Origin of the sequence: Pseudomonas petroselini (genome assembly GCF_045037875.1) — a bacterium.
GTDB lineage: Bacteria > Pseudomonadota > Gammaproteobacteria > Pseudomonadales > Pseudomonadaceae > Aquipseudomonas > Aquipseudomonas petroselini.
In genome coordinates, this window is sequence record NZ_CP173614.1 from 1601949 (window position 1) to 1617035 (window position 15087).

General features: G+C 56.1%; 18 protein-coding genes and 1 pseudogene. 10 read left to right on the top strand and 9 right to left on the bottom strand.

Features of this window, described 5'->3' with window-relative positions; translation table 11 throughout:
* Positions 1-6: 6 nt before the first annotated feature.
* Genes ACI512_RS07380 through ACI512_RS07390 form a run of 3 tightly spaced genes read right to left on the bottom strand, consistent with a single transcriptional unit; the run spans position 7 to position 2755 of the window.
* Entirely contained in the window at positions 7-1368 is a 1362-nt protein-coding gene (locus ACI512_RS07380) for an integrating conjugative element protein (RefSeq protein WP_024073345.1), read from the bottom strand.
* Positions 1369-1388: 20 nt separating this feature from the next.
* The gene (locus ACI512_RS07385) at positions 1389-2330 is read right to left on the bottom strand and encodes a TIGR03756 family integrating conjugative element protein (protein WP_008432863.1); all 942 of its coding nucleotides are present in this window, start codon (positions 2328-2330) and stop codon (positions 1389-1391) included.
* Positions 2327-2755, bottom strand: coding sequence for a TIGR03757 family integrating conjugative element protein (locus tag ACI512_RS07390; RefSeq protein ID WP_008432865.1), 429 nt, complete (start codon positions 2753-2755; stop codon positions 2327-2329). Before ACI512_RS07390 ends, ACI512_RS07385 begins: the two co-directional genes overlap by 4 nt.
* Positions 2756-3703: 948 nt before the next feature.
* Here ACI512_RS07390 and ACI512_RS07395 point away from each other — a divergent pair.
* Positions 3704-4036: a DUF2790 domain-containing protein gene (locus tag ACI512_RS07395; RefSeq protein ID WP_008432869.1), complete on the top strand. Its 333-nt coding sequence runs from the start codon at positions 3704-3706 to the stop codon at positions 4034-4036.
* Between the two features lie 217 nt (positions 4037-4253).
* Positions 4254-5579: an OprD family porin gene (locus tag ACI512_RS07400; protein ID WP_008432871.1), complete on the top strand. Its 1326-nt coding sequence runs from the start codon at positions 4254-4256 to the stop codon at positions 5577-5579.
* A gap of 407 nt (positions 5580-5986) precedes the next feature.
* On the opposite strand, the gene merR is transcribed toward ACI512_RS07400, so the two are convergent.
* The gene (gene merR, locus ACI512_RS07405) at positions 5987-6418 is read right to left on the bottom strand and encodes an Hg(II)-responsive transcriptional regulator (protein ID WP_003425050.1); all 432 of its coding nucleotides are present in this window, start codon (positions 6416-6418) and stop codon (positions 5987-5989) included.
* A gap of 71 nt (positions 6419-6489) precedes the next feature.
* Between merR and merT the strand changes: the two genes are divergently transcribed.
* Genes merT through merB form a run of 5 tightly spaced genes read left to right on the top strand, consistent with a single transcriptional unit; the run spans position 6490 to position 9949 of the window.
* Positions 6490-6840, top strand: coding sequence for a mercuric ion transporter MerT (gene merT, locus ACI512_RS07410; RefSeq protein ID WP_003425049.1), 351 nt, complete (start codon positions 6490-6492; stop codon positions 6838-6840).
* 17 nt (positions 6841-6857) lie between these two features.
* The gene (gene merP, locus ACI512_RS07415) at positions 6858-7133 is read left to right on the top strand and encodes a mercury resistance system periplasmic binding protein MerP (protein WP_405121411.1); all 276 of its coding nucleotides are present in this window, start codon (positions 6858-6860) and stop codon (positions 7131-7133) included.
* A 12-nt stretch (positions 7134-7145) separates the two neighbouring features.
* Complete coding sequence (gene merC, locus ACI512_RS07420) at positions 7146-7580, top strand: organomercurial transporter MerC (RefSeq protein ID WP_003425046.1); 435 nt, start codon at positions 7146-7148, stop codon at positions 7578-7580.
* A gap of 35 nt (positions 7581-7615) precedes the next feature.
* Positions 7616-9298, top strand: coding sequence for a mercury(II) reductase (gene merA / locus ACI512_RS07425; RefSeq protein ID WP_003425044.1), 1683 nt, complete (start codon positions 7616-7618; stop codon positions 9296-9298).
* Positions 9299-9310: 12 nt separating this feature from the next.
* Entirely contained in the window at positions 9311-9949 is a 639-nt protein-coding gene (gene merB, locus ACI512_RS07430) for an organomercurial lyase MerB (protein ID WP_003425042.1), read from the top strand.
* Positions 9950-10041: 92 nt separating this feature from the next.
* Here the strand turns inward: merB and ACI512_RS07435 are convergent, their stop codons facing one another.
* From ACI512_RS07435 to ACI512_RS07450, 4 genes and pseudogenes are all read right to left on the bottom strand, one after another.
* The gene (locus ACI512_RS07435; RefSeq protein WP_003425039.1) at positions 10042-10341 is read right to left on the bottom strand and encodes a plasmid pRiA4b ORF-3 family protein; all 300 of its coding nucleotides are present in this window, start codon (positions 10339-10341) and stop codon (positions 10042-10044) included.
* Positions 10342-10344: 3 nt separating this feature from the next.
* The gene (gene tnpC, locus ACI512_RS07440) at positions 10345-11850 is read right to left on the bottom strand and encodes an IS66 family transposase (protein ID WP_003425038.1); all 1506 of its coding nucleotides are present in this window, start codon (positions 11848-11850) and stop codon (positions 10345-10347) included.
* A 37-nt stretch (positions 11851-11887) separates the two neighbouring features.
* Positions 11888-12232, bottom strand: coding sequence for an IS66 family insertion sequence element accessory protein TnpB (gene tnpB, locus ACI512_RS07445; protein ID WP_003425037.1), 345 nt, complete (start codon positions 12230-12232; stop codon positions 11888-11890).
* Positions 12229-12525, bottom strand: a pseudogene (locus tag ACI512_RS07450) (transposase); the annotation flags it as partial. The gene tnpB and the pseudogene ACI512_RS07450, both read right to left, overlap by 4 nt.
* A 271-nt stretch (positions 12526-12796) precedes the next feature.
* Here ACI512_RS07450 and ACI512_RS07455 point away from each other — a divergent pair.
* The 3 genes from ACI512_RS07455 to ACI512_RS07465 are packed head-to-tail and all read left to right on the top strand — an operon-like array spanning position 12797 to position 14290.
* Positions 12797-13072 carry a metal/formaldehyde-sensitive transcriptional repressor gene (locus tag ACI512_RS07455; protein WP_024073346.1) on the top strand — a complete coding sequence of 92 codons (276 nt, stop codon included), beginning with the start codon at positions 12797-12799 and terminating at the stop codon, positions 13070-13072.
* An 11-nt stretch (positions 13073-13083) separates the two neighbouring features.
* Positions 13084-14049: a CDF family Co(II)/Ni(II) efflux transporter DmeF gene (dmeF, locus tag ACI512_RS07460; protein WP_008437453.1), complete on the top strand. Its 966-nt coding sequence runs from the start codon at positions 13084-13086 to the stop codon at positions 14047-14049.
* 43 nt (positions 14050-14092) lie between these two features.
* Complete coding sequence (locus ACI512_RS07465; protein ID WP_008437450.1) at positions 14093-14290, top strand: DUF1289 domain-containing protein; 198 nt, start codon at positions 14093-14095, stop codon at positions 14288-14290.
* Between the two features lie 303 nt (positions 14291-14593).
* Here ACI512_RS07465 and ACI512_RS07470 read toward each other — a convergent pair whose 3' ends face one another.
* On the bottom strand, positions 14594-15061 hold the full coding sequence (locus ACI512_RS07470) for a DUF411 domain-containing protein (protein ID WP_008437448.1): 468 nt from the start codon (positions 15059-15061) through the stop codon (positions 14594-14596).
* Positions 15062-15087: the final 26 nt, after the last annotated feature.

A 15087-nucleotide genomic window follows, 5' to 3' on the forward strand; every position in this document is an offset into this window, starting at 1 on the left:
CCTTTCTCACTGTTTGTTCTGGGCGGGTGACTGCAACTGGTCCAATCGATTCGTTTCTGGGGCTCCCGGGGACACGCCACGAGAGTCTTCTGCCCGTGCTTTGCTGCGTTCAATGATGGTCAGAGGCGAGTTCTTCGCGAGCTGCTGACGCATGTCCAGTTCCATTTTGAGGTTGCCGATCTCCTGTTGCAGCGAGGAGCTCTGCTGGCCGACTGCCTGGACGGCGAGGTCATTAGCCGCGACGTTCGGTTCCCGACTGCCTGCCATCAAGGTGCGCTGTAGGGTCAGAGCTTTCTCCAACACATCGGACAACGCGACTTCGGAGGCAAGCCGGCGAGCGAGTACGTCCTGGTCGCGCTCATCCTTGAGTGCTGCTACAACGCCTCGGGTGATGGGTAACGAGTTGCTGCTCGCTGCTTCCAGGTTTTCTAGCGACAGCGTTTTGCTTCCGCTCAGCAGTTCCTGCAGGGCCTTCAGCTTGGTGTCGTACGTTTCCTGGATCAGCGGCGTGAGGCCGACGCCTGCGGCTGTCACCGTTTTAGGGCAACTGTCACAGGTCTGCTGTTGTTGTTCACCCAGGACACGATTGGCAAAGGTGGTGGCTTCCTGGGGCGATGACCAGACATTGCACACCATGCCGTTGTTGCAGTTCGCTTTACTGATGGATGCGGTGTCGCCGGCCGCGCGCTTGTTCAGAAGGTTGTAGCCCGCCTTGGTGACGTCGCCTACGATACGAATTGGCTTCTGACCGGAACCACCTGCTCTATCACCACCAACCCAAGTGACGCCATCGTTTCCACCTTTCTTTTCGACTTGTTCCACCGCCGACACTGCGTCTGTGTTGGATGTTAGCGCCTGACTCATAGCCTGACCTTCAGCAAGCTTGCCCCAGCCCATTTGGTTACCGGCGATATCCGCCATCTTTTCGCCAATGGCGCGGCAGGTGCCTTTGGAGCGGTCGAAGTCCAGGCGGGCCTGCAAAATGCCGTTGGTGATGAGGTTGTATAGCGCCGGGTTCGCACGTTGAAGAATCAGTGCCGGCAGCGAAGCCACGGCGCTGGTGGCGCTCTGTACCACCGAGCTCATGATGTTTTTGAAGCCGGAAGTGGCACCATTCAATTGGTTTTCAAGGGTTGTGCTCAGGCTCATGTTTCCGCAGATTAGATTGGTATTCCAACCGCCTCCCACAGAAATACTATCCATGTTGCCTGCGCTCCCCATGGTGACTGCGTTGCCGCCGCCAATGCTATACAGCACGTTGTCCCCAATGACGCTTCCGGAGGAGGAGACGTTGATTGGATCAGCAGAGAGCGCTATTGCACTGCTGAGGCTGCAGGCGAGCCCTATCGCCAAGGTAGTGAGTTTCATGCTTTGCTCCGATCGCTGTTTCATTGGAAGTCCGTACTGCCGAGGAAGGTCTGTCCTCGACGCTGGCAACACGAATAAGGGCGCCAGAGTGCCCAGGCGTAGCCGCCATCCTGCGCATCGATGTTCGGATCGATGGTGGGAAAGGTTGCGCAAGTCGGGTTGAGGACTGGGGTGAGCTCTTGCCACTTACCAGTGGAGGCGTCACCTTCGCGTAGCGGCCCTGCGGGCCAGTAACCGGGGTAGGGAAGGGCGAGCATCGGCAAGTAGACATGGACCTGGCCTGGGCGGGTAACCACGTCGCCGGCACGCTGCGCAATAACTGCGCCCGTTTTGTAGTCGTCAGTCTGGTTAAGGAAGCCGCTACGCGGGTAGACGTTCCCCCAGCTGCTTGCTGAGAGCAGGCTACCGACTTCGCGCATGCCCGGAATGAGTGCTTCGGGGTATACGGATTCCGGGACGCCGTATCGCCAAGCAATGGGGTCAAGGGTGCTCAGAAAGTAAGGCACAAGCGGTAAGGTTGCGCCTTTGCATACATAGCCCGAGGCGCTGGCAAACTGACTCAACGCCGCACCACCTGGATGGCCGATGACATCGGCTTCCTTAAATTTGATGATGTTGTTCTCTGCAACGTGATTGGTAGTGCCGTCGTTGCCCGCTTGGGCCATCGGATTCGGGGTGCCAAGAGGTGACATCTCTATCCAAGGGTTCATCCCGGTATTCGCATATGCAGACACCACAGCGTCCGGTACGTAGTGACGAACCTTGGTCGAGGTTTTGACTTTGCATCCGAATGGCGTGCAGAGCAGCCAATAGCAGATGCCGACCACTTTGTACTCCAGGCAGGTTGGTGACAGGGTCGAGGCAATAATCGCTGCCGAGTTGATCGCAGCCGATGCACTGAATGACAGGCTGAAAGTGATAGCCAGCGACAAAGGCCGGATCGCAAAACGTGAGCGTCTCATCGTGACAGGCTCCGTGCTCGTTCAATCAACGCGACGGCTTTAGCTGCGTCAGGCTCGCCGTACACGACGTAGCGACGATCTACGACCACGGCTGGGAGTTTTTCGACTCGCAGGCTCCAGGCGTCTATGACGCCCTGCTGGGCTTGGGCCAACTCGTTTTGCAGATGCTTCCCTGCAGGGCTGACAAGGTAGCGTTGAATGGCCGCTTCTGCCTGGCGTGGATCGGCGGGTAGTTGGTTGGAAAGTTGTTCTTCAAGGCGCTGCTGATCATCCAGGAAGATGACGCGAGCGCCAGAAGGTGCGGATACTGGATGTGCTCGGTTTGTAATGACCCACGTCTCCGCGTGGGACGCAGTTGACAAGAACAGTAGCAGTGAAAACAGCCAGCGCCGCGTTTCGCTAATGTGGGTAAGGATCTGGAGCATGGCACCGTACCTGATATGGATTCAGGTACAGAAGACCGGATGGCTGTCTTGAGCGCAGTAAGAAATAGGAATTTGGAAGCTTTGGGTATTTGAGAGCGACGAATTCGTGTGGGTTGGATTAGAGATGGCACTTGGTCGGCTCAAATTGACGACGCAGTGAGTACGCAGTTAACTGGCTATCCACACAGCAAGAGTTCAAGCCAAGTTTATGAGGCGACCCTTCTTGGCCCCATCGCCGCCGATGGTCCACAGTACGCCAGTCGGACGAGTCTCGCCACCGCCCCACGACATAACGAAAAATCACTTCTATTGAAGCTTCGGGCGACATCAACGGCAAAATGCTCGCCCTGCCGATATCGTCAGCGGGTTTGGTCGTGCTGGAGAAAACAACCTCAAGATTCGAAGGCTTTATCTTTATCCTTGGGCAGGCAGTAGTTTGTGCTGTCCTGCTTGAGATCCTTCACGATCAAATGTTGCAAACGGAGCGCCTGCTGCACAGCTTCAATGTCATCTTCGATGACGTTAAGGATAAGATAAAAACCTATCCTCCGAGACCGTATTGCTGTTAAAGACCATCCTGCCGATTGCGTTTTCGGTGCTCTACGTAGTGCCTAATTTCCGCAGCCCATGAGGCTTTTGTGACACGTTCGTAGTCTCATTTAGCTACGCCCAAACGATTCATCCGCCTGTAGCGGTCAAAGCCGCTTTTCATAATAGGAAGATATGCATTTTTATAAAAAATCTCTAGATGCTCCAGGTGGGATACGAGTTGATTTCTGATGGTCGTATGATGCATTCAGCGTGCTCTGCCAATAAAGCTAAACTTTAAATAGTTGAACTCACGAGCTCTACGAGAGGCCTTACAGATATGTAATATTCGCGGCAGCTTCCTGAAAGGCATCACTGGTTATCCTCTAGTCAGAAGTAAGTGAGCACTAGGAGAAAATCATGAAATTATTAAAAGTTGTTTTTGCCGCTTCCATCTTGACCATGTCTTCTTTGGCCATGGCTGAAGGAGGTGGTGACCGTGTTTATGGTCGAATGATGCAAGAGAACCAGAAGGCGATGGAGCAGTACGCCTTAGAAAACGGAAAGGCGACACCTGAAGTTGTTCATTATGAATACGGAATGAACCTCGATGTCCAGAAGGTAATCAGTACCACTCAAGCCAATAAAACCTGTGGCGTAGCCCCTTCGCGCATGACCTATGAAGATTCGGCGGGCAAGCTCAACACCTTGGAATACAAGGTTATGGGTACTAACTGCCCTCACGGAAGTTAATTAGCGTTAGCCCTGACTGCGCAAGGTTGTTCGGTATGTTTTGAGCCTGCTTGCTGTTCGCTGACACAGAAGTAATTTTCAGGTCACGCTGGAGTTATCTATTGTATGAAATTATGTCTGCCGGCACGTAGGAGAAATCCTCACGTGCTGGTGGCTTTTATAATTATAAAAAATATTTCATAAAGAAACTCTGCCAAGCTAAAGCCTGGAGTGTTAAATGAACAATAAAAGCATTTATGGTCTTTCTCTCATTTCCCTTGGCATGAGCATGGGGCAAGTTGCAGTAGCTGTGGAGCAAAAGCCTGAAGGGTTCATTGAGGGGAGCACCTTTAGTATTCTCAATCGGAATCTCTATCTCAATCGTGATTATCGAAAGGGTCAATCAAGCCCCACGGGCAATGGTTACTCAGCCGAATGGGCTCATGGCATCATTGGCCGATTCGAATCAGGCTTTACTCAAGGTACCGTAGGCTTCGGCATTGATGCGTTTGCAATGGAAGGCCTCAAGCTCGATTCAGGTGATGGTCGCTCGGGAGCCCGTAGCTCAGTCGATGTCTTGCCGCACAATAGCAAAGGCCAACCTGAAGACTCCTACTCAAAAGTAGGCGGGGCCGCAAAAGTGCGTTTCCTGGATACAGTCGTCAAGGTAGGCGACGTATTTCCATCGACGCCTGTCGTTGCCTATGGGGATTCCCGACTTCTCCCGGAGAGTTTCCGGGGTGCAACGTTCACTAATACCAGCATCAAAGGCCTGACCCTTCAGGGGGGCCGGCTGCATGCGATGAGCCAACCCAATTCCAGTAGCATGCGTGACGGCTTTTCAACTTTTTACGCCGGTGTAGTAGATGCTCCATGGATCGCTTATCTAGGGGGCGATTACACGGTCAATGAACACGTAGGTGTGAGTCTTTACACCAGCCAATTCAAGGATGTGTGGAACCAATACTACGCGGGCACCACATTGAGCTATCCACTCTCAGAAAGCGTATCGCTAATTGGCGGCTTTAATTACTACCGAGCGGTTGATGAGGGTGAAAAACTTCTGGGAAGCTTCGATAACAAGATCTGGAGCGGCAAGACCGGGGTCAAATTCGGAGCGCACGCCGTGACCGTTGGTTACCAGCGCAATAATGGTAACGACGACTTTGACTACCTTCGCCAGTCCGACTCAATTTTTTTGGATAACTCCATTCAGTACAGCGATTTCAACTCACCGAAAGAGCAATCCTTGCAGCTGCGCTACGATCTAGATATGCAGGCTTTCGGCATCCCCGGTCTGAGCTTCATGACCCGCTACGCTAAGGGTTGGGATGCGGACTATTCCAACGCAAACAGCGTGTACATGCGTCGCGGAGCGGACGGTGCCCCATTGCAGGACCAAAAGCGTTGGGAGCGAGACATCGAGGCTAAGTATGTCATCCAGTCAGGCTCACTGAAGGACATGTCTTTACGTGTCCGCCAAGCAACGACACGAGCTACCGATTTCGAATCTGATTTGGACGAGGTCAGACTGATTGTTGAATATCCACTGCAACTCCTTTAACGGGCATTAGCCATCGGCATCAACTGTCCGGTATCCCCGATACACCCCGTCTCCTTGTTTCTCCTTTGGTTTGGAGACGGCTTAGGCGCCCTAGTGGCGCCTTTTTTTGTGGATTGAAGGTAAGCGTCCGAACTACACCGCCTTGCATCTCAGACCTTAATCCCCTTTAACCGCTGATTGACGCGCTCACACTCAAAAACTGCGAAATTGCACCCCACTTGACCACCCATTTGCGTTGCAACTGACCAATCATTTGCATTCGAAGTGATCAGGACTCTCGGCTCTGTAGGGTAAGAGCGTGGCTAAAAGCAGACCGTAGGTTTGGCCAGTCAACGGGGCTCATTGAGCGCCGCTCTTTTCCTGTTCAAGCCGACAAACAGGGGGGCAATGAAACGGGAAATCGTAGGCTAAGGCGCGAAGTTTTCGTGGCTATCTATTCCATGCAGCGAATCGATCAGCGGGCAGCTAACCGTCCCGTGGCTCGCGCAACAGTCATCAACCAACTGCGCCAGGACCAACTCGATCCGCCGCAGATCCGCAAGTTTCCCCCGCACGTCTTCGAGCTTCTGCTCGGCGTGCACACGCGCATCATTGCAGTGCGTACCGTCATCGAGCCGCAACAGTCCGGCCACTTCATCGAGGCTGAAGCCCAGCCGTTGTGCGGACTTCACGAATTTCACCCGTGCAATATCCGCCTCGCCGTAGCGACGAATGCTGCCGTAGGGCTTGTCCGGTTCGGGCAACAGCCCTTTGCGTTGATAGAACCGAATGGTTTCCACGTTAACCCCGGCTGCCTTGGCAAAGACGCCAATGGTCAGGCTTTCCGCAGTGTTTTTCATACCGCTTGACTCCGTACCTGACTACGGAAATAACCTTAACCCATCGATCAAACATTCGAAAGGTTGAACCCATGTCTGAATCACAAAAGGGCCGTGGTGCACTCCTCGCTGGAGGTCTGGCGGCGATCCTTGCGTCCACCTGCTGCCTGGGCCCGCTGGTGCTAATTGCCCTGGGCTTCAGCGGCGCCTGGATCGGTAATCTCACCGTTCTGGAGCCCTACCGCCCGTTTTTCATCGGCGCGGCATTGTTGGCGCTGTTCTTCGCTTACCGGCGCATTTTCCGCCCGGCTCAAGCCTGCAAACCCGGTGAGACCTGCGCAATTCCGCAGGTACGAACTACCTACAAGTTCATTTTCTGGCTCGTGATGGCACTCGTGCTGGTCGCGCTCGGTTTCCCCTACATCCTCCCGTTGTTTTACTGATCAGGCAGGAGTCTCCCATGAAAAAGCTGTTTGCCGCTCTCGCGCTCATTGCCGTGGTTTCCCCGGTGTGGGCCGTCATCCAAACCGTCACCCTGTCGGTACCGGGCATGACCTGCGCCGCCTGTCCGATCACGGTCAAGAAAGCGCTGACCCAGGTCGAGGGCGTGACCAAGACCGAGGTGAGTTTCGAGAAACGCGAAGCCATCGTGACCTTCGACGATGCCAAGACCAACTCCGAGGCCCTGACCAAGGCGACCGAGGATGCCGGCTATCCATCTACCATCAAGCAATAGGAGGAAATACCAATGAGAAATCCTCTCAATCTGTTCACGCGGATCGGTGACAAAGCCAGTTCCGTCGGTGTGCTGGTTTCAGCCCTAGGCTGCGCCGCGTGTTTTCCTGCTCTGGCTAGCTTAGGCGCTGCAATCGGTCTGGGCTTTTTGAGCCAGTGGGAAGGCCTGTTCATCACCACGCTACTGCCCTTGTTTGCGGCCCTGGCGCTGCTCGTCAATTCCCTTGGCTGGCTCAAACATCGGCAGTGGCAGCGAACTGCACTCGGCCTGATAGGCCCTGTCCTGGTCTTGGCTGCGGTGTTTTTGATGCGGGCTTATGGCTGGCGGAGCGGTTGGCTGCTCTATATCGGTCTGGCCCTCATGCTTGGGGGCTCGATCTGGGATCTCGTGTCGCCCGCCCACCCCCGTTGCGCCCCGGGTGCCTGCCCACCACAGCCAAAACAGTAATGCCGCAAAGAGACCCATTTGAGGAAGTAAACGCTATGACCACACTGCGAATCCACGGTATGACCTGCGCCTCCTGTGCCGACCGCGTCAGAGATGCTCTGGAGGGAATCTCCGGCGTGCACCGGGCGGACGTCTCCTACGCCGGTGGGAAGGCCGAAATGACGGCCGACGCGGCTGTCAGCCGTGAACAAATGCAAGCCGCCGTCGAGGCCCTTGGGTATCAAGCGTCGTTCGAAGTCGCCTCGCTACAACCGCGCCCCGGCCAGCTCGATAAGGCGCTGGGCTGGTTGCGCAGCGACACCGAGGTCGGCAAAAACGGCGACGCGCTACACATTGCAGTCATAGGCAGCGGCGGTGCGGCAATGGCGGCCGCCTTGAAGGCGGTGGAAGCCGGCGCCCGCGTCACTCTGATCGAGCGCGGCACCATCGGCGGCACTTGCGTCAACGTCGGCTGCGTGCCGTCGAAAATCATGATTCGCGCCGCGCATGTGGCTCATTTGCGCCGCGAGAGTCCGTTCGATGACGGAATGCCCGCCACGCCGCCGACCGTCCTGCGCGAGCGGCTGCTCGCGCAACAGCAAGGCCTTGTCGACGAACTGCGTCACGCCAAGTACGAAGGCATTCTGGAGAGCACACCAGCCATCACCGTGCTGCGTGGCACCGCTCGCTTCCAGGACGGCCACACGCTCAGCGTCGAACTGGTCGAGGGGGGCGGGCGCGAAGTCGCGTTCGACCGCTGCCTGATCGCTACCGGCGCCGGTGCGGCCGTGCCGCCGATTCGCGGGCTGCAAGACACCCCCTATTGGACCTCGGAGGAGGCACTGGCCAGCGCCAGTATTCCGCAACGGCTCGCCGTGATCGGCTCATCCGTGGTGGCCTTGGAGCTGGCGCAAGCCTTTGCCCGGCTGGGTAGCCGCGTCACCATCCTGGCGCGCAACTCGCTGTTCTTCCGCGAAGATCCGGCCATCGGCGAGGCGCTGACCGCAGCCTTCCGCATGGAGGGCATCGACGTGCTTGAGCAGACACAAGCCAGTCAGGTGACCCACGCCAACGGCGAATTCGTACTGACCACCAACCACGGTGAACTGCGCGCCGACCAACTGTTCGTCGCCACCGGCCGCACGCCCAACACCCAAAGCCTGAACCTGGAAGCGGCGGGTGTACTGTTGGATGAACGCGGCGCCATTCAGATCGATCAGGGCATGCGCAGTAGCGCAGTGGATATCTATGCAGCCGGCGACTGCACCAACCAGCCGCAGTTCGTCTACGTCGCGGCGGCGGCTGGCACCCGTGCGGCGATCAACATGACCGGCGGCGAAGCTACGCTTAATCTCGATGCCATGCCGGCGGTGGTGTTCACCGATCCGCAGGTGGCCACCGTCGGTTACAGCGAAGCGGAAGCACAGCGCGCAGGCCTCGAAACCGACAGTCGCACGCTGAGCCTGGACAACGTGCCGCGTGCGCTGGCCAACTTCGACACGCGAGGGTTCATCAAGCTGGTCGCCGAAGCGGGTTCTGGTCGGTTGCTCGGCGTGCAGGCGGTGGCCCCGGAAGCGGGCGAGCTGATTCAGACGGCGGTGCTGGCTATTCGCAACCGCATGACCGTGCAGGAGCTGGCCGACCAGTTGTTCCCCTACCTAACCATGGTCGAGGGCCTGAAGCTCGCGGCGCAGACTTTCACCAAGGACGTAAAGCAATTGTCCTGCTGCGCTGGATGAATGGAGAGCACCATGAAATTTGCCCGCTACATTACCGAGATCGCCGAACGTCTCACCCCGACCAACCGGCCCAAAGGTTTTGCGGAGTTCTTGGTCGCGCTACTGGGTGAACTTGCCAAGGGACGCCCGATTTCGCGAACTACGCTTGCCAGGACTCTTGGCTGGCCCGCTGAGCAAGTGGCGGCTGTGCTCGAACAAGCCACCAGTACCGAATACGACAACGATGGGAACATCATCGGCTATGTCCTCACCTTGCGCGAGACGTCGCATGTCTTGGAAATTGACAACCGCCGGCTGTATGCCTGGTGCGCGCTGGACACCCTGATGCTCCCGGCGTTAATCGGCCGTACAGCTCGCGTCTCGTCGCATTGCGCTGCAACTGGAGCACCCGTTTCGCTTACGGTTTCACCCAGCGAGATACAGGCTGTTGAACCTGCCGACGTGGCAGTGTCACTGGTATTGCCGCAGGAGGCGGCCGACGTTCGTCAGTCCTTCTGTTGCCATGTGCATTTCTTCGCATCTATCCCAGCGGCAGAAGATTGGGCCTCCAAGCATCAAGGATTGACTATCGTAAGCGTCCAAGAGGCGTTCGGCGTGGGCCAGGAGCTTAATCGACATCTGTTGCAGACCCTTCCAATGAGAACATCGTGATTGGATTTCGACTCAATGTCCTACGGAGTGGGCATCGGATTTCTCTTTCCGACTTTGATCCGGTGATCCCAGCCATCGCCAAAGTCATAGACCTAGCGGAATGTCCTTTTCCCGTTCAACGCTTTGATCAGAGTCTTGCGGGTCTCCGAGTTCACGGGAGGCCCCCATCCATCGGAGTCGGGAATACCGTAACTCTCACCAGCTATTTCAAACTCATGCAGATGGTCATCGTGCCAGCCCATTGCGATCTGGATCACCGCGTGCAATTTGCCTAAGGTGATGTTCTCGGGCACCGCCACACGGCGCCAGATGGCAGGTTCGATCCACTTCAATTCAATGTGCAGTAGCAACAAATCAGGTTCGGGTTTTGGCAAGCGAACAGTTTTGACCATGGATCAGGCGGCCTCGCAGAGTTCCGTGGAGGCGAGAGAAACGTTCCAGGGCAGCAGTTCGTCGACCCGATTGATCGGGTGGTCGGCGATGCGCTCCAGCACGTGTGTCAAATAGGCTTGCGGGTTCAGGTCGTTGAGTTTGGCTGAACCCACCAGGCTGTAAATCGCAGCCGCTCGTTCGCCGCCGGCGTTGGAACCGACGAACAGATAATTTTTTCTGCCTAGCGCGACAGCACGTAGCGCGCGTTCGGCAGCGTTGTTGTCGATCTCAATTCGCCCGTCATCGCAATAGCGCACCAAGGCCTGCCACCGATTGAGGGCATAGAGAATCGCACCGCCCAATGCCGATTTTTTCGACAGTTGAGTCAGCGTCTGGTTGAGCCACGCGTGGAGTTGTTCCAGCAGCGGACTGGCTCGGCTTTGCCGAACCACTTTTCGCAGGTTGGGCGGTTGCCCTCGAATCTCGCTTTCGATGGCATACAGGGCCGCAATCCGTTGCAGCGCCTCGGCGGCAAGTGGTGAAGCCAGGTCTTTGTAGACCTCGTAAAACTTGCGCCGGGCGTGAGCCCAACACGCCGCTTCCTCAATGGTGCCCGTGGCATATAGTTGAGCAAAACCGGCATAGCCGTCCGCCTGCAAGATCCCGCTGAAGCGCTTGAGATGCGCGCGGGGATGTTGCCCCTTGCGATCCGGCGAGTAGGCAAACCAGACCGCCGCCGGTGTCGCGTCCCCCGTAGGTCGGTCGTCCCGCACGTACGTCCACAGGCGCGCCGATTTGGTCTTGCCGTTGCCCGGCGCGAGCACGCCAATCGGCGTGTCGTCGGCATGGACTTTGTGTCCGCTCATGACGTGGTGCTCAAGGGCGTTGATCAGTGGTCGCAGCAACTGACTGCTCTGGCCAACCCAGTCGGCCAGGGTTGAGCGCTCCAGCTCCACGCCCTCACGGGCGTAGATCTCGGACTGCCGATACAACGGCAAATGATCGACAAACTTCGAGACCAGCACATGGGCCAACAACCCTGGGCCGGCAAGACCTCGGGCGATCGGGCGACTCGGTGCCGGCACCTGGGCGAAGTGCTCGCAGCAGCGGCAAACCCACTTCGGACGGACATGGCGAATGACTTTGAAACGTGCCGGAACGTACTCCAGCACTTCGGACACATCCTCACCTAAATGGCGAAGCGTCCCACCGCAGCCAGTGCATTGCGACTCGGGCTGATGAACGTGGGTTTCGCGAGGTAGGTGTTCAGGCAATGGTTTACGGCGCGAAACTGCGCGAGGTGCCGGCTCGACTGGAGGTGTCATTTCGGCTTGGCTGATTTGCAGCTCATCAAGGCTCAACTGGAGCTGGTCGATCATCGCTTCCAGTTGCTCGGAGCTGCGACCGAACTGCGTACGACGCAGCTTGGCGATCATCATCTTCAAGCGCTCAATCTCTGCGTGCTGGGCAGCGATCAGCGCCTTCAAGGCTTGAAGATCATTCGGCAGGGAGTCGGTCACGAGGGTCATGCCCGAATATTACTGGGGATTTTTTCAGCGCGGCAAGTCAGACCGCGAGGACGGGTGCTGTACGAATTGGCCGGCGCCAATCAATGCCCTCCAACAGCATCGACAACTGCGCGGTCGTCAGCGACACGCTGCCGCTGGTTGCTTGCGGCCAGACAAAGCGTCCTTGCTCCAACCGTTTGCAAAACAGGCACAAGCCGTCGCCATCCCACCACAACAGTTTGATCCGGTCACCACGCCGTCCGCGAAAGGCGAAGATCTGACCGGAGAAGGGATCGGCTTCCAGTTGAGTCTGCACCATGGCCGCCAAACCGTCGAAGCCACGACGCATGTCCGTGACGCCAGCGGCGATCCAGATACGGGTTCCAGCGGGAGGGGCAATCATCGCACTAACTGCTGCAAGACGAGTTGCAGCGTCTGCGGGTCTGGTGCTCCGGTGATACGCAACTTGGCTTTTCCTACCTCAACTGCGATCTCGGAATGACACTCTGCCTGTGGCTGGAAGACTGGCGGCAGATCCATTGGCGCCTCGATCACCTGGACTGGCAAAAACGAAGCACTCTGGCTGACCGGGCCGAATAGCCCTTCTTGGTATTGCTGCCGCCAGCGAAAGACCAGATTGGCATTGACGTCATGTTCGCGAGCGATCAATGACACGGAGGCGCCAGGCTGGAAGGTGGCCTCGACGACTTGGCGTTTAAAGTCCAGCGGAAAGTTGGGGCGGCGACCGGCTCGACGGGCTGGGGCAACTGTATCCAAGATAGTGTCCACTAAAAAATGGTGTCCACTATCTTGGCCAATTTGGAGGGCTGTCAGGAGAGGGTGCTGGCCGGACGGTTACGATTGAAGAAACTGTTGGTATATCCATCCCGGCGGCGAGCGTCCCTGGGGTTGTATGGCTGATTGGAACGTGTGAACATACTCTCAATATAGGTAGGGGGGGTATGGTATGGGTCATATGAGATCAAGCAAAGACAATCTTCTTAAGCGTGTAAAGCGAATCGCTGGGCAAGTCCAGGCGATTGAGCGAGCACTCGACTCTGATGATGACTGCTCGAAAACCCTGCTTTTGGTCGCTTCTGCCCGTGGCGCTATCAATGGGCTGATGGATGAAATTATCGAAGACCACGCTCGTGAACACGTTGCGAATCCGACACTCAGCAACGAAGAAAGAGCGAAAGGCGTCGATGAGCTTCTCGAAGCCATTCGCCGCTATTCCAAATAGGATTTGCCCAGATGAGTAATTCGTACACCGACTATTCCCACGACCATATGTTCCTGGGGAAATCACATGAAGAAAACGCCAAGCGAACCTTGTGGGTAGTGGCTCTGACCGTCGTAATGATGGTTGCTGAAATCACCGCAGGTTATCTCACTGGCTCAATGGCGTTGCTTGCTGATGGATTTCACATGGCAACACACGCTGGAGCACTTGGCATAGCCGCAGCTGCTTACGGTTACGCAAAAAGACATGCCTCAAATGCTCGCTACAGTTTTGGAACTGGCAAGGTTGGAGACTTGGGTGGCTTCGCATCTGCTCTGATTTTGGGACTGGTCTCTTTGGGAATTGCCGGAGAGTCGCTATTTCGTCTCTTTCAACCGACTCAAGTGCAATTCGGGACAGCGACTCTTATCGCAATTGTCGGATTAGCAGTGAATGTGGTGAGCGCGCTTTTGCTGTCTGGCGGTCATAATCATCACCATGGGCATGACCACGGCCAAGATGAATCTCACCATGCACATGGTCATGACAATAATCTGCGCTCTGCTTATATTCACGTCATTGCAGATGCACTGACTTCGGTTCTGGCCATCGCAGCACTGCTTGCTGGTCGTTACCTTGGTTGGGTCTGGCTCGACCCTGCAATGGGGATTGTGGGTGCAGTTGTCATCGCACGCTGGGCTTGGTCGTTGATGCGGGTGACTGCGAGTGTATTGCTAGACCAGACAGATGATCATGTCGCTGAAGAGATTCGTGAACTGGTTGAGCGACAGGGAGATGCTTCGATCATAGATCTTCATGTCTGGCAGGTAGGGCCGCAAGCCCGCGCCGCTATTGTGAGTGTTCTAGGCAGCCCAGCAGTGAATGCACAAAACATACGAGAACGGCTTGCGACAGTTCATGAGATCACTCATCTGACAGTTGAGTACCGCACGAAGCCGGGCGCTGTTTCACCCGATCAGGTCGCCGTTCAGGCTTAGCAATGAGCCCGTAGTTCGCATAAGTTCGCCGAGGAATTGACCAATGGCCAAGGACATCGAGAATCCGTGTACTTCTGTCTGCCAGTTGAACAGCGAACTGTGCGTCAGCTGCGGTCGCACCAAGGAAGACATCAGAAAATGGAAACGAATGAAGCGTCCAGAAAAAATGGCCGCTGTACAACGCGCGACCCTGCGTCTGAAAAGCCTGCAAAAAAAGAACTCTCAAACCACTGTAATTTAACTTTTCTACGCTTTCAGCCGAGACAGATGTCCAGATTCGGAAAGGCAAGCTGAGTGGCAACGCCACCCGAACTTAGCACTATCGTGGTCAGATGCGCAGTGCTTGTCAGCAGACGGAGCATGGCGTCATCTCAAATTGTTATTGAGGACAGCGGTACGGGGTTATCCGATTCGGCGCAGGCGCGCCTTTACAGCTTGTTGCTGATCGTCCTTTGCGTATTGCTTGAGAATGAAATCAACATAGCATGTCCCGCTGCATGGCCATGAGCTGGGACCATGCTGTGGCCGAATGGATGAGGTGGGATTAGTTTGCGGGGTATTCAGCAATGACCTGATCTACGCCGGCTTTGGTCAGGCCGATTATTTGGTAGGTCTCATGTACTCCGTCGACTTCCATTCCTGGAGAACCTGCTGGCATTCCAGGAGCAGCGATCCCGAGAAGGTCGTCACGCTTACTCATCGCAATTATTTGCTCAACTGGCACATGACCTTCAACAAACTTCCCGTTGATCATCGCAGTGTGACAAGACGAGAGTCGTGGAGCGACACCTAGATCTTGTTTGACAGCACTCATGTTGGTTTCTACATGATCAATGACGGTGAAGCCATTGGCCTCAAGATGCTGAATCCATTTTTTGCAGCATCCGCAGTTTGCATCTCGATGCACATCGATGGTCAGGGCCTGCGCCGCTTGAGCCGTTGAGCCGATGAACAGCGCAGCGAATGTTGCAATACGCAGAAATCGACTTGAAAGTCGGAAGCTACCTGTCATGAATATTTCCTTTTCCCTTGGAGACG